Source organism: Acinetobacter sp. BY419, from assembly GCF_019038395.1.
GTDB lineage: Bacteria > Pseudomonadota > Gammaproteobacteria > Pseudomonadales > Moraxellaceae > Acinetobacter.
The window spans coordinates 17,428-42,894 of record NZ_JAGFXZ010000022.1; the positions used below are offsets into that span (position 1 = coordinate 17,428).

General features: G+C 44.7%; 28 protein-coding genes and 1 pseudogene. 15 read left to right on the plus strand and 14 right to left on the minus strand.

Going from position 1 to position 25,467, the window contains the following annotated elements:
- Positions 1-18 precede the first annotated feature (18 nt).
- From KUG37_RS09715 to KUG37_RS09750, 8 genes are all read left to right on the plus strand, one after another.
- Positions 19-822: an NYN domain-containing protein gene (locus tag KUG37_RS09715; RefSeq protein WP_216935300.1), complete on the plus strand. Its 804-nt coding sequence runs from the start codon at positions 19-21 to the stop codon at positions 820-822.
- Positions 823-827: 5 nt separating this feature from the next.
- Positions 828-1,586 carry a hypothetical protein gene (locus KUG37_RS09720; RefSeq protein WP_216935299.1) on the plus strand — a complete coding sequence of 253 codons (759 nt, stop codon included), beginning with the start codon at positions 828-830 and terminating at the stop codon, positions 1,584-1,586.
- Between the two features lie 136 nt (positions 1,587-1,722).
- Positions 1,723-2,295 carry an HdeD family acid-resistance protein gene (locus tag KUG37_RS09725; RefSeq protein ID WP_216935297.1) on the plus strand — a complete coding sequence of 191 codons (573 nt, stop codon included), beginning with the start codon at positions 1,723-1,725 and terminating at the stop codon, positions 2,293-2,295.
- 72 nt (positions 2,296-2,367) lie between these two features.
- Positions 2,368-3,507 carry a glycerate kinase gene (locus tag KUG37_RS09730; protein WP_216935295.1) on the plus strand — a complete coding sequence of 380 codons (1,140 nt, stop codon included), beginning with the start codon at positions 2,368-2,370 and terminating at the stop codon, positions 3,505-3,507.
- Positions 3,508-3,666: 159 nt separating this feature from the next.
- Complete coding sequence (locus KUG37_RS09735) at positions 3,667-5,655, plus strand: ATP-dependent helicase (protein ID WP_216940401.1); 1,989 nt, start codon at positions 3,667-3,669, stop codon at positions 5,653-5,655.
- Positions 5,656-5,738: 83 nt separating this feature from the next.
- Positions 5,739-5,990, plus strand: coding sequence for an RNA-binding protein (locus tag KUG37_RS09740; RefSeq protein WP_216935291.1), 252 nt, complete (start codon positions 5,739-5,741; stop codon positions 5,988-5,990).
- A gap of 191 nt (positions 5,991-6,181) precedes the next feature.
- The gene (locus KUG37_RS09745; protein WP_138743125.1) at positions 6,182-6,685 is read left to right on the plus strand and encodes a DUF6586 family protein; all 504 of its coding nucleotides are present in this window, start codon (positions 6,182-6,184) and stop codon (positions 6,683-6,685) included.
- 114 nt (positions 6,686-6,799) lie between these two features.
- The gene (locus KUG37_RS09750; protein ID WP_216935289.1) at positions 6,800-7,078 is read left to right on the plus strand and encodes a hypothetical protein; all 279 of its coding nucleotides are present in this window, start codon (positions 6,800-6,802) and stop codon (positions 7,076-7,078) included.
- A gap of 259 nt (positions 7,079-7,337) precedes the next feature.
- On the opposite strand, the gene KUG37_RS09755 is transcribed toward KUG37_RS09750, so the two are convergent.
- The 4 genes from KUG37_RS09755 to KUG37_RS09770 form a co-directional block, all read right to left on the minus strand.
- Complete coding sequence (locus KUG37_RS09755) at positions 7,338-9,053, minus strand: cation:proton antiporter (RefSeq protein ID WP_216935287.1); 1,716 nt, start codon at positions 9,051-9,053, stop codon at positions 7,338-7,340.
- A gap of 135 nt (positions 9,054-9,188) precedes the next feature.
- Complete coding sequence (gene rpmG / locus KUG37_RS09760; protein WP_001205031.1) at positions 9,189-9,344, minus strand: 50S ribosomal protein L33; 156 nt, start codon at positions 9,342-9,344, stop codon at positions 9,189-9,191.
- Between the two features lie 12 nt (positions 9,345-9,356).
- The gene (gene rpmB, locus KUG37_RS09765; protein ID WP_000048256.1) at positions 9,357-9,593 is read right to left on the minus strand and encodes a 50S ribosomal protein L28; all 237 of its coding nucleotides are present in this window, start codon (positions 9,591-9,593) and stop codon (positions 9,357-9,359) included.
- A gap of 165 nt (positions 9,594-9,758) precedes the next feature.
- Positions 9,759-11,207 carry a coniferyl aldehyde dehydrogenase gene (locus KUG37_RS09770; protein ID WP_216935285.1) on the minus strand — a complete coding sequence of 483 codons (1,449 nt, stop codon included), beginning with the start codon at positions 11,205-11,207 and terminating at the stop codon, positions 9,759-9,761.
- A gap of 113 nt (positions 11,208-11,320) precedes the next feature.
- Here KUG37_RS09770 and KUG37_RS09775 point away from each other — a divergent pair, with 113 nt between their 5' ends.
- The 5 genes from KUG37_RS09775 (at position 11,321) to KUG37_RS09795 (ending at position 14,982) form a co-directional block, all read left to right on the plus strand.
- The gene (locus KUG37_RS09775) at positions 11,321-12,052 is read left to right on the plus strand and encodes a TetR/AcrR family transcriptional regulator (protein WP_216935283.1); all 732 of its coding nucleotides are present in this window, start codon (positions 11,321-11,323) and stop codon (positions 12,050-12,052) included.
- A gap of 48 nt (positions 12,053-12,100) precedes the next feature.
- Complete coding sequence (gene purU / locus KUG37_RS09780) at positions 12,101-12,967, plus strand: formyltetrahydrofolate deformylase (protein WP_216935281.1); 867 nt, start codon at positions 12,101-12,103, stop codon at positions 12,965-12,967.
- A gap of 194 nt (positions 12,968-13,161) precedes the next feature.
- Positions 13,162-13,929 (plus strand): TonB-dependent receptor, encoded by a 768-nt coding sequence (locus tag KUG37_RS09785; RefSeq protein ID WP_216935318.1) that lies wholly within the window; start codon positions 13,162-13,164, stop codon positions 13,927-13,929.
- A gap of 25 nt (positions 13,930-13,954) precedes the next feature.
- On the plus strand, positions 13,955-14,578 hold the full coding sequence (locus KUG37_RS09790; RefSeq protein ID WP_216935279.1) for a MotA/TolQ/ExbB proton channel family protein: 624 nt from the start codon (positions 13,955-13,957) through the stop codon (positions 14,576-14,578).
- Complete coding sequence (locus tag KUG37_RS09795) at positions 14,578-14,982, plus strand: biopolymer transporter ExbD (protein WP_216935277.1); 405 nt, start codon at positions 14,578-14,580, stop codon at positions 14,980-14,982. The genes KUG37_RS09790 and KUG37_RS09795 overlap by 1 nt, the downstream gene beginning before the upstream one ends.
- Before the next feature lie 75 nt (positions 14,983-15,057).
- On the opposite strand, the gene msrA is transcribed toward KUG37_RS09795, so the two are convergent.
- The 6 genes and pseudogenes from msrA to KUG37_RS09825 form a co-directional block, all read right to left on the minus strand.
- The gene (gene msrA, locus KUG37_RS09800) at positions 15,058-15,582 is read right to left on the minus strand and encodes a peptide-methionine (S)-S-oxide reductase MsrA (protein WP_216935275.1); all 525 of its coding nucleotides are present in this window, start codon (positions 15,580-15,582) and stop codon (positions 15,058-15,060) included.
- A 102-nt stretch (positions 15,583-15,684) separates the two neighbouring features.
- Positions 15,685-16,146: an META domain-containing protein gene (locus KUG37_RS09805; RefSeq protein WP_216935273.1), complete on the minus strand. Its 462-nt coding sequence runs from the start codon at positions 16,144-16,146 to the stop codon at positions 15,685-15,687.
- Positions 16,147-16,249: 103 nt separating this feature from the next.
- Positions 16,250-17,296, minus strand: coding sequence for a DUF4105 domain-containing protein (locus tag KUG37_RS09810; RefSeq protein ID WP_216935271.1), 1,047 nt, complete (start codon positions 17,294-17,296; stop codon positions 16,250-16,252).
- 26 nt (positions 17,297-17,322) lie between these two features.
- Positions 17,323-17,835 carry a dihydrofolate reductase gene (locus tag KUG37_RS09815; protein ID WP_216935269.1) on the minus strand — a complete coding sequence of 171 codons (513 nt, stop codon included), beginning with the start codon at positions 17,833-17,835 and terminating at the stop codon, positions 17,323-17,325.
- 179 nt (positions 17,836-18,014) lie between these two features.
- Positions 18,015-18,857: a thymidylate synthase gene (gene thyA, locus KUG37_RS09820; RefSeq protein ID WP_216935267.1), complete on the minus strand. Its 843-nt coding sequence runs from the start codon at positions 18,855-18,857 to the stop codon at positions 18,015-18,017.
- A gap of 209 nt (positions 18,858-19,066) precedes the next feature.
- Positions 19,067-19,558: pseudogene (locus KUG37_RS09825) on the minus strand (lipocalin family protein).
- A gap of 411 nt (positions 19,559-19,969) precedes the next feature.
- Here KUG37_RS09825 and KUG37_RS09830 point away from each other — a divergent pair.
- A complete protein-coding gene (locus KUG37_RS09830; RefSeq protein ID WP_216935265.1) occupies positions 19,970-20,482 on the plus strand; it encodes a CHAP domain-containing protein in 513 nt (170 codons plus the stop codon).
- A 15-nt stretch (positions 20,483-20,497) separates the two neighbouring features.
- Here the strand turns inward: KUG37_RS09830 and KUG37_RS09835 are convergent, their stop codons facing one another.
- The 3 genes from KUG37_RS09835 to lgt form a co-directional block, all read right to left on the minus strand.
- On the minus strand, positions 20,498-20,884 hold the full coding sequence (locus tag KUG37_RS09835) for a hypothetical protein (RefSeq protein WP_216935263.1): 387 nt from the start codon (positions 20,882-20,884) through the stop codon (positions 20,498-20,500).
- Positions 20,877-21,269, minus strand: coding sequence for a hypothetical protein (locus tag KUG37_RS09840; protein WP_216935261.1), 393 nt, complete (start codon positions 21,267-21,269; stop codon positions 20,877-20,879). The genes KUG37_RS09835 and KUG37_RS09840 overlap by 8 nt, the downstream gene beginning before the upstream one ends.
- A gap of 90 nt (positions 21,270-21,359) precedes the next feature.
- Complete coding sequence (gene lgt / locus KUG37_RS09845) at positions 21,360-22,169, minus strand: prolipoprotein diacylglyceryl transferase (RefSeq protein ID WP_005095548.1); 810 nt, start codon at positions 22,167-22,169, stop codon at positions 21,360-21,362.
- 93 nt (positions 22,170-22,262) lie between these two features.
- Here lgt and KUG37_RS09850 point away from each other — a divergent pair, with 93 nt between their 5' ends.
- Positions 22,263-23,045 (plus strand): NRDE family protein, encoded by a 783-nt coding sequence (locus KUG37_RS09850; protein ID WP_216935259.1) that lies wholly within the window; start codon positions 22,263-22,265, stop codon positions 23,043-23,045.
- 47 nt (positions 23,046-23,092) lie between these two features.
- Here the strand turns inward: KUG37_RS09850 and KUG37_RS09855 are convergent, their stop codons facing one another.
- A complete protein-coding gene (locus KUG37_RS09855; protein WP_216935255.1) occupies positions 23,093-25,333 on the minus strand; it encodes a PhoX family phosphatase in 2,241 nt (746 codons plus the stop codon).
- Between the last annotated feature and the right edge of the window lie 134 nt (positions 25,334-25,467).

Genomic DNA, 25,467 nt, shown 5'->3' on the forward strand with positions numbered 1-25,467 from the left:
TAATATTTTGGGGTAAATGTGGATATTCGGACAAAAAAGTTTGCTGTATTAATCGATGCGGATAATTCTTCCATCAATGCCATTTCATCAGTTTTGGAAGAAGTGGCGAAATATGGAATTGCCAGTGTCAAACGTGTGTATGGGGACTGGAGCAGCGAAACTTTAAAGAAATGGCGCGATGTACTTCTTCCTCATGCCATCACCCCAGTACAGCAATTTGCGTATACCAAGGGTAAAGATGCGACGGATATGATCCTGATTATTGATGCCATGGACTTGTTATATGCCGGTGCCCTGGATGGTTTTTGTATCGTTTCCAGTGATAGTGATTTCACGCCTTTAGCATCAAGAATCCGTGAAAATGGTCTGAGTGTGTATGGTTTTGGGAAAAAGACGACTCCAGAAGCGTTTAAAAAAGCATGTGATAAGTTTATTTACATCGAAAATCTGGTCGTTGAAAACGATCTGAAAACTGTAGAAGAAGATGAAGTCAGTAATCTACAAGACAAAAAAATGCTGGAAGCAGATAAATCTGTAGATACAAAATCCGTGCTGCAAGTGAAAGATAATCCTGCTGCTGACATCATGGACCGAGCCACGCTGAATCTGATTTATAAAGCTGTAAAAGATAATGCAGATGAAAATGGATGGGCGAATTTGGGAAGGGTGGGGCAGTATATTAGTGCAGTAAAGCCTGATTTTGACTCTCGTAACTATGGTCGCGCCAAACTGTCAGGATTAATAAAAACTTTAAATTTATTTGAAACAAAAATAGAAATGAGCCAGATGTATTTAAGAAAAATGAAAAAGCAGAGTGTGTAATCGCCATGTGGAAAAAAATTCGGATTCTGGTTTTATTGCTGATCTTATTGATTGTGGCGGTAAATGCCTATCGTGACCAAAACCAGGATTGGTCCAAACCGGTTATGGTTCTGTTGCATCCGATTAATGCAGATGGCTTGCCGGCCACCCAGCAATACATCCAGCAGCTGTCGATTCGGGACTTAGAAACGGCAAGAGACTTTCTGCAAAAATCAGCCCAGCAATATCGTGGTCAGCCGACTTATTTTTATTTCAATGTAGGCCGTGAACTTAAAGCTTTACCGCCGAAAGTCCCTGAGCAGGCCTCCCTCATCGATACGGTTTTATGGAGTTTAAAATTCCGTTTTTATGCATGGAAACAGCATGAAAATACTGACGGTTCACCCAGTGTGACTTTATATTTAAATTATTATGATCCTGCGCAAACCCGGCAATTGAAGCATTCAACTGCCCTGCAAAAAGGGCGGATCGGTTCGGTCAACTTGTTTGCCTCCCCAAAGCAGTCTGAACAGAATAAAATTGTTCTGGTACATGAGTTGCTACATGCTTTTGGTGCAAGTGATAAATATGATTTAGCGACAGGACAGCCGCTTTATCCGGTAGGTTATGCATTTCCAGATCAGCAACCTTTGTTTCCGCAAGCCAAGGCAGAGCTGATGGCAGGTCATATTCCCACCTCTCAAACAACCAGCAAAATGCCGGAAGCTTTGGAGCAGACATTAATCAATGAGATCACAGCCATTGAACTCGGCTGGACAGAGTAATGGTATCTATGTTGCTCACATTTTGGGTATCGCCGGCCTGAAGTTAGAGGGTGATGAAAGCTGCATTTTTTATACATTTTGGTCAGTTGAATCTATTAAGATAGAGTAAATAAACAACTTATTGAGAAGAATAAAAATGAAAACAGTAGGTGATGATCTTGTCTTTAGCTCCTTACATCGAAACCGGAAATGGTATCTCATCTTTGGTATCTTGCTGATTATTTTCGGCCTGATATTACTGGCAACTTTACCCCTTGCGACGTTATCTGCAGTATTTATCTTTGGCGTGCTTATGATGGTCGGAGGGGTGTTGCATATTATCGCAGCCTTCAAAATCTTTCAGGGTGGGTTTCGCTGGTTCTGGGCCTTATTTGGCGTGCTGTATTTACTTGCCGGATATTTTGCTTTTACTACACCCGTGCAAACAGCGATTGTCCTAACCAATGTTCTGGCCATTATCCTGATTATTGGGGGGGTAATCCGGATCGTAAATGCCTTTCTGTTTCGTTCAGTGTCCGGGTGGGGCTGGATACTGTTTTCTGGCATACTCACCCTCCTGGCTGGAATTATGATCTTGCAAACACCAGATGCTCCGTTCTGGGTGTTGGGCTTGTTTTTAGCGGTTGATATTCTATTTCAGGGTATCAACTACCTGATGCTTGCTTCCTATATTCGCCGTGAAGTTCCAAAAAGTTCATCTGAAGTTTAATCCTTTGCTGCATGAACGTTATGTGCACACTTTTTGATATCGTATGATGTACCAAAAAGTGTGATCATCTTTATGCCAAAAATCTTTGTTCTTGCACCAGATGCCTTTAAAGAAAGTATGAGTGCTGAACAGGCATGTTGGGCAATGCAACGCGGTATCCAGAAAGTAAGCCCGGATGCCCATATCATTCATGTGCCGCTGGCTGATGGTGGTGAAGGAACCGTTGATGCGCTGATCTCAAGTTTAAGGGAACAACGGATTGCATGTGAAGTGACCGGACCATTGCCCGATCAACGCGTCCAGACTTACTGGGGATTTATCCATAACCGGCAAACCGCAGTGATTGAAATGGCCAAGGCCAACGGTATGCATTTGCTTGAGGCTTCTCGGCGTAATCCGTTGTTGACCTCAACCTATGGAACCGGGGAGATGATCAAGCAGGCACTGGACCTAGGGGTGAAAAAAATCATTATTGGACTGGGTGGCAGTATTACCAATGATGCGGGTGCCGGCATGGCACAGGCTTTGGGTGCCAGATTTCTAGATGCTCAAGGGCGAGAAGTTCAGGCTTGTGGTGGAAATCTGGATCAGATCCATACTATTGATTTGTCGGCTTTTGATATCCGAATTAATACTACCGATATTCTGATTGCTTCTGATGTCAATAATCCACTGTGTGGACCCAATGGTGCTTCGGCAATCTTTGGCCCACAGAAAGGTGCAACACCTGAAATGGTGAAGCAGCTAGATCGAAACCTCAGTTCTTTCGCTGATCTGGTTGTCCGGCAGACTGAATGTGATTGTCGTCATAATGCAGGTGCGGGCGCTGCAGGTGGCCTCGGTTTTGGTTTGATGGCTTTTGCCAGTGCTCAAATGCAATCGGGTGCAGAGCTGATTATCAAGGAAACCAATTTGGCCGAAAAGATTGCACAAGCAGATTATGTGTTTACAGGTGAGGGCAGTATCGATTTTCAAACCCAGTTTGGTAAAACGCCTTGGGCTGTTGCCCAAGTGGCCAAGCAATTCAATAAGCCAGTCATTGCTTTTGCGGGTTTGGTCGGTGAAGGTATTGAAGATTTGTTGGGGGTAGGATTTAGCCAGATTATTGGTATTAATCCACCAGATTGTCCCTTGCAAGAAGCCTTAAAAAATGCAGAAGTAAATCTGGAAAATGCAGTCGCAGAGATAGTCAAAAATCTTTTGCCAAATTAAAGTTATCTCTCTCTGCTCCAAGCCAGCAGATGGCCTCCCTACCAACATCCATCTATCGAATCAAGAAATGAAATTGGAGGTTCTTTCAGGGTAATTGAAAAGCCATAATTCTGGAAACGATCTGTTAAACTACATGCATCCACAAAATGATGAGTGAAAATGAGTTTAGCCACCCTGATTGATGAATTAAACCCTCAGCAAAGACAAGCAGCCACCACAGATACAAAACATAGTTTGGTGCTGGCCGGGGCAGGTTGTGGCAAAACCAAGACCATCGTGGCACGTGCAGCTTATTTGATTGAGCAGGGTGTGCCTGCCAACCAGATTCAGATTCTGACCTTTACCCGCCGTGCGGCCAGTGAAATTGTGGCACGTGTCGAACTGGCTCTGGGTGAACAAGCCAAAGGTCTGCGTGCATCGACCTTTCATACATTCTGTATGTATCTGCTGCGTCGTATTCCGAAAGCCTTTGGTCTGGAACAGTTTTCAATTATTGATCGTGATGACCAGCTGATGATGTTCCGTCTGATTCGCGGTCGTGATGACAAGAAAAATCCCAATCATCTGCCAAAGCCACAAGAATTATGTGACCTGTACTCCTTTGCACGCAATACCCGGCAAAAGCTGAGTCTGGCGCTGGAAAAACAGATGCCGGAATATCTGGCCTTAAAGGATCAGATCGCTGACATTATGAAGGAATATGAAGCACGTAAGCAGGCGCGAAGTTTTCTGGATTATGACGATATTCTGGCGATAGTTGCCACCGCATTGGCGCAGTCCGAAGGCTTGGTCGATTATGTCGCTTCCATTTGCCGGCATATGCTGGTCGATGAAATGCAGGATACCAATCCATTGCAATGGGCTTTGTTGGAGCCACTCAAAGACCGGATCAGCCTGTTTTGTGTGGGTGATGATGCGCAGTCGATTTATGGCTTCCGTGGTGCAGACTTTGAAAATATTCATCATTTCAAAGAACGCGTGCCAGATGCGCAGATTTTTAAATTAGAAAAAAACTATCGCTCGACACAGGAAATTCTGGATCTGTCCAACTGGCTGCTCGATCAAAGCGAAATCAAATATGACAAACATCTGGAAGCTTATCGCGGAGAGGGTATTAAGCCGCGCATGCATGTTTTTCCGAATGAGTTTGATGAAGCCAAGTGGATTGCGATTGATATTAAAGAACGTCATTATCTGCAAGGCAGCAAATGGAGCGAGCATATGGTCCTGGTTCGTTCCAGCTTTGCCGCACGGCATATTGAGGCGGCCTGTATCGCGGCCAATGTGCCGTATCGCTTTATCGGCGGTATGAAGCTGCTGGAAACTGCGCATGTAAAAGATTTACTCAGCATGCTGCGGGTGGTTGCCAATCCGCTGGATGATATTGCCTGGATGCGTTTCTTGACCCTATGGAATGGCGTTGGTGATGTCGGTGCAAGCAAACTGGCACAGCAAATTTTGCTGGAACCTGAAATAGACCAGATTGCAAAGAAATTAGAACAGTTTGGCAAGATCCCGCTAGAAGCCATTTTGATTATGCAGCAGATGAGTGTGCTCAAAGGCGAAGTGCAAGCCTGTGTCAGCCTTGCGATTCAGGCGATTGAATCTCAACTGGCAGAAAACTACAAAAAGGACTGGTCACGTCGTCAGAGTGATTTTGAGCTGGTCAAACAACTCGCCTCAAAGCATTCACAGCTGAGTGAATTTTTAGAGGAATATGTGCTGGATCCGGTGTCGATTTCGGAAATTGAACGTCAGTCCGATCATGATGTGGCGACGCTGATTACCATTCACTCGGCAAAAGGTACCGAGCAAAATGTCTGTTATGTAGCCAATGTTACGCCTGGGAATTATCCGCATGCACGTGCCCAAGGTGATTTTGATGATGTTGAAGAAGAGCGTCGTGTGCTGTATGTGGCATTGACCCGGGCAAAAAATGAATTAATTCTGACCAAGCAAAATTTAAATCACTGGGCACGGGAAACGGTCGATGAGCAGGGGCGTAAAGTCGAAAGCTATTTCCTGAATGATCTCACCCGGCAGTTATGCACCACGGAAACCCATTACAAAACCCGGCAGCAAACCGTAAAAAGTGCCTTGATTGAACGCAAGTCGATTAATTTAGATTTTGGCATTGATCTCGATTAAACTATAGCAAAGTGGTTTCATACAAAAAGTAGAGTAGGCGCGTGCTTTTTGATATTTTTTGCCTATCTTCTTAAGGTTAACAGATGAAAATTTTAGTTCGCAATTTAGAACGTACAGTGACAGAAGCTGAATTGCTCAAGTTATTTCAAGACTACGGCACCGTTGAGACCTGTACTTTGGTGCTCGATGCAGCAACAGGTAAATCAAAAGGTTTTGCTTTTGTAGAAATGCCGCATGGCCGTGAAGCAGTCAAAGCCATTAAAGGCCTCAATACTTTGCGCTTGCACGGACATGGGATCCGCGTGAAAGCCGTAGAAGATAAGCCTCAGGCTTAAACTAAAAAAGGAGCACTTGATAGGCTCCTTTTTTATGGCTGTAATTTAGGATATTTCAATTTGCTTAGTGAGCTTAATGCTTTGAAGTCGAATCTGGATTAATTCAGTTTAAACATCTTTTGATTGCGAAATGCAGACGAACCTTTTACTTTATAAAAGCCAAAATTTGTTTTAAACCTTAGGAAATCTCGATGACCCGTGTTGCTCGCTATCATGCGGACCGTACCAATCAAAAACTGTATTTTGCCCGTCTTTCCTGCCAGCAGGCAGAGCAAACCGAACATGTACAACAGGCTCAGGCTCAACGTGAGGCAACTGTATTTCATTTGCATGGTGCCTTGTTAGCATTTCTACAGGAACTGGTGCGTTATTATCGCCTGAATGATCCTAATCCAACCCTGAAATCAATTGAAGAACTGATGGCGGCCAAAGGCCAGATTTCGCCAGAAGTGGCTGTGCTGCAACATCTGTCTAAAAGCGGTTTCATTGCTGAACTGAAGCGCGCCTACCGTCTATGCCAATATGCGCCGGAACCAAGTACACCAGAACCTGAAGACGAAACCTCCTCAAATCTCATCATTAAAGTCACACAGTCTCCACAAGCATGGTTACCTGATACTGCTATATTGAGAGAATGGCATCGTGATCTGACACAATTAATTGATGGGTTTCGTAATGAGATGATTGAATTTTAATCGGATCGACTGTGCTTGCTCTACTTGAAATTACATTTTTTAACCCTATATCAATTACTCTAATGATGCAAAGTGCACTCGGCTCTTTGCCACCATGTTGAACATGGAGGATATATGTCTATAGAACAGTTGAAAGACTTATTTGGTAATCAAGACGCGATTTTAGAACTCGTTCAACTTGAAGGTGGCGCATTGGCGTTACGCAATGCAGGATCACATAAACAGCCTTTGGTGATGATTCAGTTTAATGACGAGGTGAAAGCTCTACTTGGAGAGCAGACTCCGTTCGTTGCACAGCAGATGATTCAGGCAGCCCTATATGGATTGCTGGAACAACAGGTTAATGAATGGCAGGCTGAAATCGTGGATGAAGAGCCAAAGTATATGAGTTAATCGTTGAAACCTAGAGTAAAAAGCACACAATCCGTGTGCTTTTTTGGTTTTATAGGATATGGAAAATACAGATTTTCAAGTATAAGAAAGACCTTTATTTAAATATGAAGATGAAAAAATCAGTATTTTAAGATGTAGGGCGTGAGCAAGCTAAAAACAGTGTACTGGTAAAATCTTTTGCTCATGGATATATTCATGCCCATAAAAAAGTTGCCAGATCAGGCAACTTTTTTATTCAGTATTTATTCAAAGAAAAACTTTAATGAGACGGGGTATGCTGATGCGCGATCTCAATCTGGTTCAAAATATGATTACTCATATTTTTTGCCATTTCTTCTTTGGCATAATACACCGCACCAATATTATCACGACGGATCGCTTCAGCTTCTTCCTTGCTTTCCGCACAGACCAATACCTGAATTTTAGGATTCAAGGTCTTGGCAATGTCTACAATTTTATGAATATCGATGATATCCATCGGGGAAATGACCAGTAAGCGCGCATGCTGAATATGCGCCTGAATCAGGACTCCTGCTTCAGTGGCAACACCGCAAACAGCCGCAATACCTTTTTTACGCAGGTTTTCTACGATGTCACGGTTTTCTTCGGCAATCACCACCTTGATGTTTTCTTCCATCAATGAGCGGGTAATACGACGCCCGACCTCACCATGGCCAATAATCACCACCTGATCGCGCAGGTAATCCTGGGAGACTTCATCCGGCAGCATTGCCAGTGGGTCACCACTGCGTTCCAGTAAACGGGCAAGAGTCGAGCGTTCCCGGATCCATTTCTGTACTGGTTCAATTGCAGAGAAAACGAAAGAATTGAGGGTAATTGAAATCAAGGCACCTGCCAGAATCAGGTTTTGACCTTCCAGTGAAAGCAGGTTGAGTGAGACGCCGAGCGCCGCCAAAATAAAGGAGAACTCACCAATCTGTGCCAGCGAAGCACCGACGGTCAAGGCCGTATTGATCGGGTAACGGAAGAACAGCACCAGTGCCATGGCCGCTATGGTTTTACCAATCATGATAATCCCGACCACAGCCAGTACATGTAAGGGCTGTTCCAGCAAAATGCGCGGATCAAACAGCATTCCGACTGCGACAAAGAATAGAATCGAGAAAATTTCACGTAATGGTAAAGTTTCTTCTTCGGCACGATGGCTGAAATCAGATTCTTTTACCACCATGCCGGCAAAAAAGGCTCCTAGTGCCATGGAGACGCCAAAGATCTTGTAAGCACCAAAGGCGATTGAAACAGCAGCAGCCACCACGGTTAAGGTAAACAGCTCACGTGAACCGAGGCGTGCCACCACTTGTATGATCATCGGGATCACACGTTTACCAATGATCAGCATGAAAGCAATAAAGCCTGCGACTTTGAGAAGGGTAATCCCTAAGGTGAGCCAGATATTTTCATCACTTGCGCCTTCCAGTGCCTGCCCGCCTAAAAGCACCGCAGTTGCAGGTAATAATACCAGCGCCAATACCATGACCAGATCTTCAACCAGCAACCAGCCGACAGCAATTCGGCCATTGATCGAATCGAGCAGGCCGCGATCGCCTAGCGCTTTAAGTAGAACTACGGTACTGGCACAAGACAGGCTTAGGCCGAAGACCAGCGCTGAACCAAAGCTCCAGCCCCAGAGCATCGAGACACCGACCCCGAGCAGGGTGGCAACTGCAATTTGTAAAATCGCACCAGGTAATGCAATCCGGCGTACCTGCATCAGATCGTTCAGGGAAAAGTGCATCCCGACACCAAACATCAAGAATATGACGCCAAGCTCTGCCAGCTGGTTGGCCAGATGAATATCACCGACCACACCAGGCGTGTGGGGACTAATCAAAATGCCGGCAATCAAGTAGCCGATTAAAGGGGGAAGACGCAGCCGTGCAGCAATATAGCCAAAGACCAAAGCCAAACCAAAACCAACAGCCAGTAATATAATGAGCTCTACGTCATGTGGCACTAAATACTCCTTTAGTTAGGTTTAATGAGAAATAAGCACAAAAAGTGCCAAAACATGCAGAAAGTTTATCAAGCCGGATAAAAAAAATGCAAAAAAAAACGACCTGCAAGGGTCGTTTTTTTAAAGAAACTAAAATTATTTAATTTTAGCTTCTTTGAAGATTACGTGTTGACGGATTTTGGGATCAAATTTTTTGATTTCCATTTTTTCCGGCATAGTACGTTTGTTCTTAGTCGTGGTATAGAAATAACCTGTACCAGCTGAAGAAACTAAGCGAATTTTATCACGCATGGTTCAGACTCCTTAGATCTTTTGACCTTGAGCACGTAGGTCAGCAACAACCTTTTCGATGCCCAATTTGTCGATAATACGCATACCTTTAGTGGTTAAACGAAGACGTACAAAACGTTTTTCGCTTTCTAACCAGAAACGGTGGTGGTGCAGGTTCGGCTCGAACCGGCGTTTAGTTTTGTTGTTGGCGTGTGAGACGTTGTTACCAACGACTGGACGCTTGCCGGTAACTTGGCAAACCTTAGACATGGTGTAACTCCATTGATTTAGCCAACAGCAAATCTGTATGGCCAGTCAAAAATAAACGGATTGAAATCATTCAAGGGGCGTTTTATATCAAAAATGCGCTTAAAAGACAAGCGATTTTCGTCAAAACGCAGCACGAGCTATATCGATAGCTCATGCCTTGATCATTTAACGGAGAAGTGTCTTCGAAATCAGCTTGTGAATCGGTTTATTGAACGGCGGCAGAATGTATTTCAAGCTATACAGCTTTGGGTTCGACATTACTGAGCGTTCATGCGACAAACTGAAGAAGCCTTCTGGACCATGATATTTACCCATACCTGATGCACCGACACCCCCAAATGGTAGATCGTCCTGTGCAACATGGGTCAGTACCGTATTTTGCCCGAAATGCCCTGAATGGGTACGCTGTGCGACATAATCGGCACGCGCTTGATCAAAGTCGAAGTAGTATAAAGCAAGTGGACGTGGACGGCTATTAATAAAGTCGATTACATCATCAATTTGATCATATTCCATGATCGGTAGCAGTGGACCAAAGATCTCATGCTGCATGATCTGCATGCTTGGCGTGACATTGGTCACGATGGTGGGTGCAATTTTGCGGAGATCAGCTGAATTTTCATGGCGCGGATTAATTTCAATCACTTGTGCACCCTGTTCGCGTGCGTCATCCAGATAGCCTTGCAGACGGTTGTACTGTTTGTCATTGATAATCGAAGTGTAATCCTGATTATGTGTGATATCCGGATACATGCTCTCCACGCAGGTTCTAAAATGATCAATAAACTCAGCTGTCTTGCCACGTGGCAGGAACATATAGTCAGGCGCTACACAAGTCTGACCGGCATTCCAGAGTTTACCTACCGCAATCCGCTGCGCCACATCACGCAGATGAATCGATGGATGCACCAGAACTGGGGATTTACCACCCAGTTCCAGAATCACCGGAACCAGATTTTCTGCTGCGGCAGCCATGATGGTTTTACCCACCGCAGTTGAACCGGTAAAAATTATTTTATCAAAGGGCAGGCGACAGAAGGCATCCGAGATGACACCACCGCCGTTCACTACCGTGACCAGTTCTTTCGGAAAAGCTTCAGCCAGCGCTTTTTCCAGAACTGCGCCAAAAGTAGCCGATGAACTGGAAATTTTGATCATGGCATGGTTGCCGGCTGCCAGTGCGCAAATCAGGGGGCCAATCGACAGTAACAGTGGATAGTTCCACGGCGCAATAATTCCGACCACGCCCAAAGGCTGATATTGTACCCAGGCTTTGGCTGGTTGGTGAATAATACCCACATGACGCTTGGACGGTTTCATCCAGCGGGTCAGGTTTTTGCTGTAATATTTGATATGCTCTAGACAGGTGAGCAGTTCACCAATTTTGGTTTCTCCGATCGAGCGGTTACCATAATCCTGATTAATTGCCTCGGCAAATTGATCTTGATACTTAACTAAGATACGCTTAAGTCGAGCTAAACGATCGATACGTTCCTTTGCAGTTGGCAAAGGGTAGTGTAAATAAGCGTGTTTTTGTTGCGCCAAGACTTCATTTAGGTACTGGCTATCAAAAAAATGTGGTGTCATTGCTGTTGTTTTTGTGTGACTGTTCATGCCGCACTACCATTTCAAAAATCGATTAATTAATTTTTAGAGCAAATACTCTAATTAGTCAAGTGACTTTGTGTGTTAGCCTGCTAATGCACGAACTGAATGGTTGTTTTAGGATGTCTCAAACCAAAACCTTAAAAACGAAAGAGCGTATCTTGCAGCTCAGTTTGCAGCTGTTTAATGAGCGTGGCGAACGATCGGTGACCACCAATCACATTGCAGCTGAACTCGGCATGAGTCCGGGTAACCTGTATTATCATTTCCGCAATAAAAATGAAATTATTAAAGAATTGATGGAACAGTACCAGCAGCAGACGCTGGAGATGTTGGCGCTGCCGGATGACCGTTTACTGGATGCCAATGACAAGGTGCATTACTTTCAGGTATTGAGCAGCCAGTTGTGGGCTTATCGTTTCCTGCATCGTGACGTCTATCATCTGGTGGAAAATAACGAAGATTTTCGCAAGATGTATCCACGCTTTGCCGGTCAGGTGATGCAGCAGGGCCAGAAAATCTACAAAGGCTTTGTCAACGCAGGCCTCATGGAAATGACCGATTCAGAAATTGAAGCCCTGATCATTAACCTGTGGATTGTACTGACCAACTGGACCAACTTCCTGTATATGTCGGGTCATCTGACCGATTCCAATACGCTGGAAGAGAAATGGGTCTGGCAGGCACTGCGCCAAATGGTGTTTTTGGAAGGGGCCTATTTACGTGGTGAAAGTCGTCAAACCTATGAAGGTTTATTGAATAGTCTGGGCTCTTCCGAGCTTTTTGCCAGCCTGTCTTCATCTAAAGATTCTGAATCTGAACAAACTATTCAGAATATCCAAGAAACGCGCTAGAATACCCGGCTTATTTTTTAATTTAACTGATTAGTGACTTAAACCAACATGAATATGACGACTGCTAATACCGCACGGTTATTGATTACTTGTGAAGATAAGCCGGGCATCGTGCAGGCTGTTTCGAGCTTCTTGTATCATCAAGGTGCCAACATTACTGCGCTTGACCAATATGCGACAGCAGCGCAGGGCGGACGTTACTTCATGCGCGTTGAATTTGAATTAGATAATCTGCAAAGTCGTAAAGAAAGCATTACCCAGACTTTTGCAGCGAATGTCGCAGAACGCTATGACATGCAATGGCGTCTGGCTCTGGTCAGTGATGTGAAGAAAGTTGGTATTTTGGTGTCTAAGGTGGATCATGCCCTGCTTGAGCTGTTATGGCGTCATGCACGTGGTGGTTTGCCTTGTGAAATTACCAAAGTGGTATCGAATCACGAAACCTTACGTGAAGCAGTTGAAAACTTTGGTATTCCATTTGAAGTCGTGCTAGTGACCAAAGACAACAAGCCTGAAGCCTATGCAGAAATTGACCAGTTGATGCAGGGCAATGACCTGCTGGTGCTGGCACGTTATATGCAGATTCTGGATGAAGAGTTTGTCAGCAAGTGGGAAATGAAAGTGATCAATATTCACCATTCTTTCCTGCCAGCTTTTGTGGGTGCCAATCCGTACAAGCAGGCCTATGAGAAAGGTGTGAAACTGATTGGTGCAACTGCGCACTATGTAACTGCTGATCTGGATCAAGGTCCGATCATCGAGCAGGATGTGGAACGCGTTAACCATGACTTTACCGTTGAACAGTTACGTGAACTCGGTCAGGATGTAGAGCGTAATGTATTGGCTCGTGCAGTGAAATGGCATCTAGAAGACCGTATTATTGTGGATGGTAACAAAACCGTCGTTTTCCAATAAGGCTTGCATTGAGATTTAAAAAGGCATACTTTTAGTGTGCCTTTTTTTGTTTTTGATGTAAAAAAAATCAGTCAAAGCTATGATTAGCAGTTGCAAATGAAAACACTTCTCATTTATTATTGGCGTACTTTAATTGTGCTAACCGATGAGCTTGATAGTTTGTTCCCCATCATCTCCTCAAGGTAATAGATTTAATGAGTCAAGTTGCTGCGCCCCAAATTCCTACACCGTCGAATCAGATGAAAAAGAAAATCATCTCTATCGTTACGGCTGTACTGGTTGGGCATGTGGGTGTCTTATACGCGATCAGCCAGATGGAAGCACCTGAATTGACACCCATTGATAAGCAACCCTTAAAAGTGCGCTTCGTAAAACTGCAGGAAGCACCAAAACCTTTACCTCCAAAGCCGAAGGCTGAGCCACAAAAAGAGCCACCTAAGCCCAAAGAAGTCAAAATTGTAGAGAAACCGCTGCCACCACCACCGAAAAAAGTTGAAAAAATAGAACAGGTGAAAAAGCCCGAGGCACCAAAAATAGTGGCAGCACCGCCAGTTGAAGCTAAACCAGCCCCAACTCCGGTGGTACCGACAGTGGTCACTGAAACTAAAGTTAAACCGGCACCGGCTCCAGTTGCACCACCTGCACCTGTGGCGCCGCCTGCACCTGCTGCACCGCCATCACCGAAAAGTGTGTCGATTGGTGGAGGCGTGTCTTGGCAGCGGTCACCAAAAGTCTCATTATCTGCGGGTGAATTAAAATCAGCCTGTTCGCTGGTGGTGGACGTTTCAGCAAATGAACAGGGTAAAGTAGTCTCTGCGACTGCACGAAATTCAGATTGTAGCCCGGCGGTAACGCGCAAAGTAGAAGCAGCGGTACGTCGTGCACAACTCACCAAATATATTGAAAATGGTGTGGCTTATCCAACCCGTGTGGAACAGCCTTTCGATTTTCAGGTTAAATAACGGCTAACCCATTAGGAGTTCGAATATGAACTTTTCAGTTTATTGGCAACACGCTGATGCAGTCAGTAAAACGCTGTATTTCGTGTTATTGGCGATGTCGATTGCGACATGGACCATTTTTGTGCTGCGTTTGATGGGCACTCGCCAACTTAAGCAGATTGCCTATGCTCAGTTATCTCAAGCATTGGAACAACTGAAAAACAAACTGGCTCCTTTGGGCTTTGAGCAGCGTAAGGCAGTGGCAGAACAAGCATTGTTGCGCCAGATTTCAGCAGAAAAGGCCAATGCCGAAAAAGGGGTAGCAGTTCTCGGTACGATCGCTTCAATTTCACCATTTGTCGGTTTGTTTGGTACGGTATGGGGAATCTTCCATGCGCTGGTTGCTGTCGGTAAAAGTGGTCAGGCTGGTCTGGCACAAGTGGCAACTCCAGTGGGTGAAGCTTTGATTATGACCGGCTTAGGTCTGGCAGTCGCGATTCCTGCAGTACTGGCTTATAACATCTGTGTGCGTTTCAATCGTGGCTTGGCGCATGAATTACAGGACCAGGCACACGGCCTGTTGATTGATACCATGCTGCAACAGGAATCTGTTGCAAAAAAGTCTGATGAAAAAGTAACACAACAGAGTCTCGTGGGAGGTCAAGCTTAATGGCTTTTCAACTGGGTGAAGACAACGATGTAGGCATGAATGAGATGAACCTCATTCCCCTCATCGACATTATGTTGGTATTGATGATCATCTTCTTGGTGACAGCGACCGTTGCAAACCCATCAATTCCATTAACCTTGCCACAAACCACTGCAGAGATTATCGATCTGCCACCTGAAAATGTGACGATCAGCATCAATGCGGAAGGTGACATTGCCTGGAATGGTGATGTGCTGACACTAGAGCAACTTGAAACCCGTTTCAATGAAGCCAGTCAGGTTGAACGCCAACCCACGATTGTGCTGAAAGCAGACAAAGAATCACGTTATGATACGGTGGCGCAAGTCATGTCGCGCGCGAGTGGAGCCGGACTCAGCGATATTGCCTTTGCAACCGATAACTAGGCTGCATATAATCCATATTCAGAATCAAAAAGCGACTAATTGTAGTCGCTTTTTTATGCCCATTCTTCATAAAACTTAATGGGTTTTTAACAAGGTCATAAACTTGCTGCGTAATTTATTCAGTTTTGGCGGAATGGCAAAATTGCAGTAACCCTGGCTTGGATTTTTTGCAAAGAAATTCTGGTGATATTCCTCAGCAGGGTAAAAGGTCGGCATCGGACTCAGTTCAGTCACAATATTCAGGCCTTCACTTTTTAAGGCCGCAATGGCTGCTTCAGCCTGCGCTTTTTGTTCATCATTCAGATAATAAATCACAGAACGATACTGGGTACCGACATCATTGCCCTGACGGTTCAACGTTGTGGGATCATGAGTCGCAAAAAATACATCAAGTAACTGGCTATAACTGATCTGGTTTTCATCGAAATCTATCAGAATAACTTCGGCATGTCCGGTTTCACCCCCGCACACGTCGTCATAATTTGGGTTAGTCGTATGACCGCCTGCATAGCCACTCAGGACCTGCTGAACCCCTTGGATTTGTAAAAATACGGCTTCGGTACACCAAAAGCATCCACCACCGAAAAGTGCTTGTTGCATGGTTGATTCCTCATTCAATTGAATTGGGCTGATGGTTTAATCCTAGCTCACCAGTATGAAAGATCAAAAAGCCTGTCAATAAAGGCTTTTTGTAGGGAAGTATTAACGTGGTTGAACCGCACTTTCCAACTGAATGAGCAAATTGCCATGACGATCCAATAATTTTAAGGTTTTACCAAATACCTGATAATGAGTCACTTTGGCTAAAGCTTCATTAAATTTCTGATCGAGCTGATCGTTATTCATACAGGCCATACGTGTAGTCGCCATTTGGCTTAAATTTAAGGTGTCTTTGCCCGCCGTATAGCTGCCCATGATCCGGTTACAACCATCTGAACCTGAAACACGCTGTGTGCTGGCATCAAACTGCAGGCTTGGAATATTGCTTGAAGTTGGCGCTGTCTTGATTTCAGTATTGCCAATCTGTGTAGCAATCCAGGTGCGGTTTTGCAAAAGTTGTAATTGATTCGCGGTTTGAGTCGTGGCGGTATTGGGCACAGTTTCGCAACCCATGACAGTTAAAACCGAGCCTAAAACAGCGATTGCAGTTAATTTTTTTAGCATAATAGATACTCTGATTATTGACTAGCTATTTGTATATAAACAAAAAAATGATCAAGGTTCCAGTTGATTTTGTATCTTTATTGAAGTGAATTTTGTTGTACAGTTATCGCATGTCTGGTTTTGGCAGGCCCTGGCGGATCAGTCGTGAATAGTCTTGGCTGGACAGGTCGGCGGTCTGTTTAACCCGTGGATTAACATGCGCCCGTTGATACCAGGTGTGCATATCCCAGGATTGGTCCAGTACTTTCAGATCATAGAGATAATTCGATAAATAGCCGGAAGCCAGTAAGCGGTAATCTGAGGGCAGTTGTTTTTGCGATACCGCCTGAACCATATCAAAGACCAGGGTGGTGCAATTACTGGTCAGGGTGTTATACCACTTGGGTTCTCTGGCCAATTCATCGGCCTGAGTCAGATATTCTTTAAATAATGCTTTGGCCTGAGCTTGTGGCATGTTCACCGGAAAAAAATACACCTGTTCACCACGGACATTGCTACGGGTATAAACAATATCTTTTTCGTCCGATGCGACTAGACTTAGTTCATATTTTCGGAAAAATCCACCAATTGCAGAAAATTCTTCATGTTTTTCTTTACGGATTTCAATGGAAAAAGTTAAAGGTTTTTGATTGGCAAAATCAAAACTGACCAAGGTATGGGCAATTTTCGGTCCCATCCAGTAGGAGGTAATAATATTTACCCCGGTAATCTGGTTCAGGTCAAAACTGCGGCTTTCCCAGCGTTCGATATAGTGACCATCAGCTTGCCAGTTAAAGTTACGGATATTATGCAGGGTGACCCGATCGCCTTCTTGTTCATAATACAGCAACTGAGCCACTTCAGGATTCCATTCCCGATCCTGACGTGCCTCCAGACTAAAATAGCCGAGCAGACAAAACAGAAAGACCAGAAGGTAAAGAATACTATCGACTTTACGGGAGATCAGATGCCGGGTGAAGTAAATTCCGAGAACGACTAAAGCAAAGGTCAGCCAGAGTCCAATCAGGATCAAGCTGCCAATCTTGCCGAGGGGCTGCTGAACCCAGAGCATCAGGCTGAGCCACAGGCTCGACAGCATAACAAATAAGGTGAAGAGGCTGCCCAGCAGCCACAGACTCCAGTGCCTGGAAATATATTCGCGTCCCTGCATGTTCACTTTTTCATGAGAAATAGGCTTTATTTTCTGTATGTTGCGAACTCAAAAGCAATCCCGGTTTTGTCGTCTATATGTTGCTCGGCAGCAACTTTTTTAAATTCAGTGGGAATTTCAGGATAATAGGCATGACCTTGTACATCCAGTTCCACATGGGTCAATTCCAGACGGTCGGCAATGTCGAGGGTCTGTTTAAAGATCTCACCGCCGCCAATAATATAAATAGACTTTGGGTTTTCTGAAGCTTTTACATCTGCCACAGCTTGGTTCAAGGCATCCTCAATCGTATGGGCGACTTTAGTGCCTTCAAAAGACCAGTCAGGATCACGGGTGATCACCCAGTTCACGCGTTTAGGTAATGCACGACCCATCGATTCAAGTGTTTTGCGGCCCATGACAATCACGCCGCCCTGAGTGATTTCCTTAAAGTGTTTCAGATCCGCTGAGATATGCCAAGGCAGGTCATTGTCCTTACCAATACAGCGCTGCTGATCCATTGCAACCACGTGTACCACTTCTAAATTTTGAAATGCCATTTTGAAAAATCCGTTGAAAGCATCCCTGAGTTCATCCAATTTTTTACTTTTTGAGAGGGATGAACACGGGATTAAAAACTTGGGGTTGAATCATTCTTCATTTTTAGGCGGGTTAGTTTGAGGTTTTGACCTCTCCCTAACCCTCTCCTAATAGGAGGGGGAATACCGAAACAGGTAAATTAAACCGCAACGGGTGCCTTAATACCCGGATGTGATTCATAACCAACAATTTCAATATCTTCAAATTTAAAATCAAACAGGTCTCTGATCTCAGGATTCAGTTTTAACTGGCATAAGCCCAAAGGCTCACGGCTTAGTTGTAACTGCGCTTGTTCGAAGTGATTGCTATACAGATGCGTATCGCCACCCGTCCAGACAAAATCACCAACATCCAGATCACAGACCTGCGCGATCATATGGGTTAACAAGGCGTAGCTGGCAATATTAAACGGCACACCTAAAAAAACGTCAGCGCTACGCTGGTATAGCTGGCAGGACAATTTGCCATTGTGTACAAAGAACTGGAACAGGGTATGGCAAGGCGGTAATGCCACTTGGCCTGCTTCATTCGGATTCCAGCCAGATACAATCAGACGGCGCGAATTCGGATTGGTTTTAATTTCATTAATCAACCATTTGATCTGGTCAAAACCGTCCTGATTATAGCTATTGTCTGCATTTTTGCTGGAACCAAAATTACGCCACTGGTGACCGTAAACTGGACCCAGTTCGCCTTCAGGACGACCAAAACGCGCGGTTTGCTCTGCAGTTGCCCATTCGTCCCAAATTGAAACTTTATTATCTTTTAAATATTGAACGTTGGTATCGCCTTTTAAAAACCACAACAATTCAATGACGATAGAACGGAAATGAACTTTTTTGGTGGTCAGTAAAGGAAAACCTTGAGAAAGATCAAAGCGCATTTGATGACCAAAAACCGAACGTGTCCCTGTGCCGGTACGGTCGCCTTTATCGCCGCCGTTGTCGAGGATATGTTGTAAAAGGTCAAGATATTGGCGCATAGGTCTCTCTTAAAAATTTGTTTAAATTACCTTTTTTCAGCAGAAAAAGTCTATCTCAGCTAAAGCCTTTTCTGTCGAGCTGGGCAAATTGAATTGAATGCATCATAACATTTTTTTCTAATATTTCTGATATTGCAGCTGCTAGAAAAATATTGGCCATCATTCAATGTAAAAAAGCACCCAAGACGGGTGCTCATTGCTAAACAGACTTAAGCAGTTTTATGACCGGTATGTACAGTATAAATCAGATCAGATAGGTCATAACCTATCGATTCTGCATAGCTTAAATATTCGCGTTTGGTGGTTTCATCTAAGGTCGTACCGTGATGTAGCAGCCATAAGTATTGTTGATTGGGTTCACCCACCAAGGCAGTTTGATCGCTTGGATCAATTTTTAATACCCAATACTTGCCTTTGGTAAAAGGTACCCAGCGTGAGCCTTCAGGTAAAAAGCTTACTTCAAGCTTGGTATTCTCTGCAGCAATGATGCTGGCTTCACCAATCGACTCATCTAGTTGCTGGTCCTTATCTCAACAGCGATTCTGAATCCGAATTTTACCATTTCCTTTCAAGCTATATACTGCAGAAATATCGGTACTGTCTTCAGGCTGGTGCTTCATTGGCAAACGTGCGATTTCATACCAGGGTCCTAAATATTGTTCCAGATTGAAATTTGAAACAGTGGCTAAATCCTGAGTCATTTTATCTTCTCCGTTTATCTCAATCAGTAAGTGCCGGATCAGTCTAATATATGATCTAAGGCCAAAAGCACTGCTATCCTGTAGAGAGTTGTTATCCTTTTTTTCGATAAGTAAAATCGGAAAATATTGCTGCAGATAAATAGTTAAGAGAATAAATATAGTAAGAAATTTGAGGTTGTAATAATTTACTTTGATCGGAATAATATTAAAAAAAACTAAATGAAATTATATTTTTTATAAAAAAATTTCCTAAAAATAATACGAAAAAAAAGAATAGTTTAGTTTCATTAAACCAACAATAGAAAAATCTTATTACATATTTAGTGTGAAAAATAACATTTAACCGTCTAATATTCTCCATTCGTTAACAAATGAAAGCCGATATTTACGGCGTGGAGTATAAGTTAAAGCATGGTTTATGATCAACCAATGGACATGAGTGCAGTGCATGCACCTGCTCAAGCGAACATCATATTGCGTTCTCAGGCTGGACAAAATCCCAAAAAACCTTCAACAGGTTCTACCCATAAAGCCGTAAGCTCAAGCAACGGCCATCGTATCAATATCGAGAAATTCACCAGCTATTTGCAAGGCATTACCCGTCGAACCAGTACTCATTACTGCGCACGCAGTATCCGTGTCGGTTTACAATCTTCAGGTGCCAAAATCGTGAATCATCCGGCCGCAGCAGCAGACTGGGGAAATACCCTGATGCAATTAGGTTATAAGAAAATTAATGCTTCTTTTGACCGCCCGAAAAAAGGTGATATCTATATTATTCATCGTACCTCGATTCATAAACATGGACATATTGCGGCGTATTCAGGAAGTGCCTGGGTATCAGATTTCAAGCAAAATAGTCATGCAATCTATCGCACCAAAAACCTGACCTATAGTTACTATCGTCTGGAAACATACTTCTAAAAAACTGTGAAATGTTCACTCTTTGAAACGTTTTTCATGGTTTTCATAGACTGAGACTATAAATAGTCCAATCGCGGTAAAACCAAAACATTGCAAACCCAAGGCAAATTTTTTCCATGGCTCATGCTGTTCGGGTAAATAACCGAATAGGGTGATCAGGGCAATGATGGGAATTACCCGGCCCAAGGCGCTAAAGCCATTTGCATAGGGATTGGACTTCAAGATTTTTAGGCGGAAATGATGCAGTAAATGCACGACAATTCCAATGCTCAGGCTGACTGCTACAAACACCGGACCTAACTGGGCTACAGTTGATGCGGTATAAATCAAAATACAGGTCGCAATAATAGCCATCAGCTTGATTTGACGGTTACAGCGTTCGGAATACCAATATTCAAGCATGCGGTGGCTCTGGATCGTGAGGGTGCTGATTCAACAAAGAAAGTGGTGAAAACAAGCAGATTGCCAGAGCCATAAAGGCAATACCCTGTGCACCCGGAATCAGGATTTCACCCTGCTGCATATTCATGAAAATTAAAGCAAGTAATAAGGCAATTGGAATCCAGGTCAAGAGTCTATACAGCAAACCCGTCGGGTTTTTGCTGGCAAAGTGGATTTTGCAGTAACGACAAATCAGAAAAATAATGCCGGTACCGACAAACATCAGAATTGCGTCTAAGGGTAGTGGTTCCATCCAGTACAACACTGCAGCTGCCGTTGCAATCACAATGAAGATGAACAGTTTTTTGAGAACAGATACCTGCGGATTAAACCAGAACTCAAGCATAGTGATGAAGAAATAGAAGAGATAATCGGCACTTTAGCATATTTTTAGCCTAAAAAAGCGAGGCCTCTGCCTCGCTGAATTAAGCTATTTCTAGCTGTTTTTCTGTGGACCCCAGTCATAAATTTTCTTCTGGTAGGCATACCACATCATCCACAAGCCAATCAGGATCATCGGCAGGCTCAGGAATTGTCCTTTGCTCATCCAGCCAATAAATAGCTGACCATTGTCCGGTTCACGGAAGAATTCAACCACAAAACGTGCCAGGCCATAACCGATCAGGAATAGCGCAGACACGGCCATACGCGGACGCGGCTTGGAGCTGAACCACCAGAGGACAATAAACAGGATCAGACCTTCACACAGAGCCTGATAGAGTTGTGAGGGATGACGAACCAGTTGCAGGGGGTCGGTCGGGAAAATCATGCCCCAGGCAAAGTTTGGGTCGGTCACCTGACGGCCATACAGTTCACCGCCAATAAAGTTGCCAATCCGGCCAAACATCAGCCCCGTGGGTACGCAAGGTGCGATAAAATCCAGGGTCTGGAACCAGGTCATCTTATATTTCCGACACCACCATAACATGGCCAGAATGACACCGAGGAAACCGCCGTGGAAGCTCATGCCGCCCGTCCAGATCTGGAACAGCCATAAAGGATCTGCCAGGAACTGGGAAAAACCGTAAAATAAGACATAACCGACCCGGCCACCGATGATCACACCGAGTGCGCCGAAGAAGATCAGGTCAGACACCATATCCGGTGTCCAGCCACGCTGTTTGGCGCGAAACGTTGCCAATCCCCAGGCAAATAAAAATGCCAGTAAGTACATCAGTCCATACCAGTGGACTTGTAAGGGCCCGAGCGAAATCGCGACGGGATCAATATTGGGATAGGTGAGCATTCCTGTTCCTTGTGATTCTGTTTTGCACAGATTTTAGCTGAAAGCAAAGAAAAATGTTGTACATTCAATGTGTAAAGATCGAGAGCGTAAATTATGTGTATCGTGGCACTGGCTTGGCGGGTTCTGGATCAGACCCCATTATGTCTGATTTCAAATCGGGATGAATTCTATCAGCGTCCTACACAGGGGCTGCATGAATGGGAGAATAGTCCCATTATTGCCGGGCAGGATTTACAGTCGGGCGGCACCTGGATGGGCATTACGGCTTCAGGTCGCTGGGCGGTCATTACCAATTTTCGTAATGGACAGGACAAAGGATATTATCCGACTTCACGTGGCCATATTATTCAGGACTTTTTAAATTCCGATTCAACGCCCATTCGTTTCGCGCAAGATCTGGAACAGAGACAGTGTGAGTATGCCGGTTTTAACCTGTTTGTGGGAGACCAGCAGCAGGCGGTGTATATGAGCAATCGGGGTGAAGCACCGCAAGTCTTGGCACAAGGTGTATATGTGGTTTCGAATGGTCTGATGAGTGAAGACTGGTACAAGACCCGGCATTTACGTAAACGCTTTACCCAGGAACTTTTACCGATGCTGCAACAACAGGAAATAGCAGAAGCGGATCTGTGTCATACCGTTTGGGATATTCTGGAAGATGAGCGCAAGGTGACTCCTGAACTGCTGCCAGAAACAGGCATTTCGGTCGAAATGGAACAGCTGCTGTCCTCAACTTTTATCCAGAGTCCGGCCTATGGTACGCGCTGCTCCAATTTTTTAAGAATGCAGCAGGGGCAATGGCACTGGATCGAGAAAGCACAACAGGGTGAAAACGCAGGACAATCAGTGGAAAAAATCATTTCTTTGCAAAAATAAGGAAATAAAAAATGCCGACATCTGCCGGCATTTTTTCTCAACTGATTTTATGCTGACACTTGTTCCAAGGCTTCTCCGGCAATCGCACCACCATCTTTACGGGTAATGACCACAGTCGCAGAGCGAGGTGCTTTGCCCAAGCGACTATAACGCTCGCTTTGGTTCGCAGGCCATGCACCCCCTGGATGCTGCACATTGACAAAGATCGCTTTATAATCTGGGGTGATGGTAACGCCGGTAATTTCACAGCCTGATGGGCCGGTCAGGAAGCGACGAACCCGGTCATTATTCAGCTTGGCACCGACAAAAGTTTGCTGTCCTTCTGGCTTGGTACTGGCAGCAATTGCCTGTGTTCCATCGCCGACACTTCCTGGAAGCGCTGCCAGCATCATGCAGTTGGTTTCATCGGTATACTGACCGTCATCAGTTTGAATCCACAAGATACCGCGCGGATCGAACCACATGCCGTCCGGGCTGGAAAAGTCATTCAGGTCATCCAGACCCGAAAGGTTAATATTAGACGCGGCCCGTGCTTCTGCACCGAACAGGAAAACATCCCAGGCAAAGGTGGTAGCTTTGACATTATTCTCATTTTCACTAAAACGAATAATATGCCCATTCATATTGCCTGAATTGCTGGCATTTGAGCCTTTGAAATCGATATAGCTACGCGGGTTGGCTGCATCGGTTGGGTAGTCGCGTCCACGGTTACCATTATTGGTGAGTGTGACATAGACTTCGCCATTTTCCGGGTTTACTGCGACCCATTCCGGGCGATCCATTTTAGTGGCTTTGACATAGTCAGCTGCCAGACGCGCATTTACTGCAATATCTGCCTGGTCTTTAAATGGATACACCGGATTCGATGCATCCAGGCCGTTTTTACCATGGCTGAGTTCCAGCCATTGACCGGTACCATCTTCTTTAAACTGGGCAACATAGAGCGTGCCTTTGTCCATATATTTATCGCCGATGGCATAACCGCCGTTGATATCTTTGGCATCCCAAACTGCATCTGAAACAAATTTGTAGATATATTCACCGGTCGCATCATCGCCCATATAGAATGCGAGCGGCTGGCCAGGTACAGGATTGCTGCAACGGCAATCTTCATGTGCGAAACGACCCAAGGCAGTACGTTTTACCGGACGGGCACTGGCACTAAACGGATCAATTTCAACAATAAAGCCACAGGTATTCATGGCATTACGATAATCACTTAAAGCAGTGCTATCTGCTTGTGCAGTAATATTCCAGCGGTCATACAGGTCACGATCACCGCTCAGTTCTGCATCGGTTTTATCCCAGCGATATTGGCTATTTGCAGGTCCGCCACGACCATAACGTGACAAAGCCACTTGTTCGGCATCTGTACGTACATCGCCTTCGTCACGGGAGAAATAGCCACTCCAGTTTTCTTCAGCGGTCAGGTAGGTTCCCCATGGGGTATAACCATTGCCACAGTTGGCAAAGGTGCCGCGTGTCAGGGTGCCGGTTGGCGAGAAACGGGTTTTGACCAGATCTGAACCTCGTGCCGGGCCACGTAATTCCATTTCAGTGGCGGCAGTAATGCGACGGTTAAATGGCGAGTTCAGGTTGATTTTGACGGCCTGGGTATTCGGATCTTTCTGGACTTCAATGACCGATACGCCATGGGCATTCACTTCACGCAAAATCTGGTCTTCAGGACGTTTACCTTCCATAGTAACCGTACCGCCCGGGGTATGTAACTGCGATTGTTGCAGGTACTCATGGTTCAGGACCAATAGACCTTGTTGTGACTGTTTTGCAGAGTAATTCTTCTTCTGCGGATCCATGCCAAAGAAAGACATGCCATCATGGTTGTCCCCGGCACGGAATTGATAAGAAGCACCCGATGGAAGTTCTGAATCTGATTTTTCTGTCACCTGGGTATTGATCGGGTCGCCGACAGCATAGAGCACATTTAACTGATAGCCTTCCGGCACCGTAAAAAAGTTCTGGGTATTTTTCTTGACTGCTTCAAACGTGAATTTGCCGGGGCGCTGCGCCAAATCGCTCCATGCATGCTGGTCCACTGGCTTTTCATTCGCCGGTGGCGGTGTTTCTGGCGCAGGAGCATCATCATTGTCATCTGAACAGCCACTTACAGATGCGGCAAAAGCCAATGCCATGGCACCACTGCCTGTTTTTGCAATGAAGCTACGGCGGTTCATGTATTGGTTCAAAATCGTTTGGAAGTGTGTATTGTTAGAATTATTGCTGTCTTCAACCAGATCCTGGCAAGGTATCATGTCTTCGTTTTTCATTTTAAAGTCCCAATTAAAAATAAGTGCTTGGTGGTGTAGAAGTTTTCAATACCTTAAGTCCAGGATGTGACAGTAATCTTAAAGAGATGTTGCATTAATATTAAATAAATCAGCTGTATGTAGGTTGGTATAAA

Excerpts from the sequence above, each read along its gene's own strand:
- rpmG (WP_001205031.1), bottom strand. The coding sequence starts at position 9,344 with ATGCGTGATAAAATTCGCTTAGTTTCTTCAGCTGGTACAGGTTATTTC.
- KUG37_RS09835 (WP_216935263.1), bottom strand. The coding sequence starts at position 20,884 with ATGCTTGAATATTGGTATTCCGAACGCTGTAACCGTCAAATCAAGCTG.
- KUG37_RS09850 (WP_216935259.1), top strand. The coding sequence starts at position 22,263 with ATGTGTATCGTGGCACTGGCTTGGCGGGTTCTGGATCAGACCCCATTA.
- KUG37_RS09840 (WP_216935261.1), bottom strand. The coding sequence starts at position 21,269 with ATGCTTGAGTTCTGGTTTAATCCGCAGGTATCTGTTCTCAAAAAACTG.
- KUG37_RS09745 (WP_138743125.1), top strand. The coding sequence starts at position 6,182 with ATGACCCGTGTTGCTCGCTATCATGCGGACCGTACCAATCAAAAACTG.
- KUG37_RS09730 (WP_216935295.1), top strand. The coding sequence starts at position 2,368 with ATGCCAAAAATCTTTGTTCTTGCACCAGATGCCTTTAAAGAAAGTATG.
- KUG37_RS09725 (WP_216935297.1), top strand. The coding sequence starts at position 1,723 with ATGAAAACAGTAGGTGATGATCTTGTCTTTAGCTCCTTACATCGAAAC.
- KUG37_RS09815 (WP_216935269.1), bottom strand. The coding sequence starts at position 17,835 with ATGGCATTTCAAAATTTAGAAGTGGTACACGTGGTTGCAATGGATCAG.
- KUG37_RS09785 (WP_216935318.1), top strand. The coding sequence starts at position 13,162 with ATGAGTCAAGTTGCTGCGCCCCAAATTCCTACACCGTCGAATCAGATG.
- KUG37_RS09720 (WP_216935299.1), top strand. The coding sequence starts at position 828 with ATGTGGAAAAAAATTCGGATTCTGGTTTTATTGCTGATCTTATTGATT.
- KUG37_RS09790 (WP_216935279.1), top strand. The coding sequence starts at position 13,955 with ATGAACTTTTCAGTTTATTGGCAACACGCTGATGCAGTCAGTAAAACG.
- msrA (WP_216935275.1), bottom strand. The coding sequence starts at position 15,582 with ATGCAACAAGCACTTTTCGGTGGTGGATGCTTTTGGTGTACCGAAGCC.
- KUG37_RS09855 (WP_216935255.1), bottom strand. The coding sequence starts at position 25,333 with ATGAAAAACGAAGACATGATACCTTGCCAGGATCTGGTTGAAGACAGC.
- KUG37_RS09740 (WP_216935291.1), top strand. The coding sequence starts at position 5,739 with ATGAAAATTTTAGTTCGCAATTTAGAACGTACAGTGACAGAAGCTGAA.
- KUG37_RS09750 (WP_216935289.1), top strand. The coding sequence starts at position 6,800 with ATGTCTATAGAACAGTTGAAAGACTTATTTGGTAATCAAGACGCGATT.
- KUG37_RS09735 (WP_216940401.1), top strand. The coding sequence starts at position 3,667 with ATGAGTTTAGCCACCCTGATTGATGAATTAAACCCTCAGCAAAGACAA.
- KUG37_RS09775 (WP_216935283.1), top strand. The coding sequence starts at position 11,321 with ATGTCTCAAACCAAAACCTTAAAAACGAAAGAGCGTATCTTGCAGCTC.
- thyA (WP_216935267.1), bottom strand. The coding sequence starts at position 18,857 with ATGCGCCAATATCTTGACCTTTTACAACATATCCTCGACAACGGCGGC.
- rpmB (WP_000048256.1), bottom strand. The coding sequence starts at position 9,593 with ATGTCTAAGGTTTGCCAAGTTACCGGCAAGCGTCCAGTCGTTGGTAAC.
- KUG37_RS09830 (WP_216935265.1), top strand. The coding sequence starts at position 19,970 with ATGGTTTATGATCAACCAATGGACATGAGTGCAGTGCATGCACCTGCT.
- KUG37_RS09805 (WP_216935273.1), bottom strand. The coding sequence starts at position 16,146 with ATGCTAAAAAAATTAACTGCAATCGCTGTTTTAGGCTCGGTTTTAACT.
- KUG37_RS09810 (WP_216935271.1), bottom strand. The coding sequence starts at position 17,296 with ATGCAGGGACGCGAATATATTTCCAGGCACTGGAGTCTGTGGCTGCTG.
- lgt (WP_005095548.1), bottom strand. The coding sequence starts at position 22,169 with ATGCTCACCTATCCCAATATTGATCCCGTCGCGATTTCGCTCGGGCCC.
- KUG37_RS09770 (WP_216935285.1), bottom strand. The coding sequence starts at position 11,207 with ATGAACAGTCACACAAAAACAACAGCAATGACACCACATTTTTTTGAT.
- purU (WP_216935281.1), top strand. The coding sequence starts at position 12,101 with ATGAATATGACGACTGCTAATACCGCACGGTTATTGATTACTTGTGAA.
- KUG37_RS09795 (WP_216935277.1), top strand. The coding sequence starts at position 14,578 with ATGGCTTTTCAACTGGGTGAAGACAACGATGTAGGCATGAATGAGATG.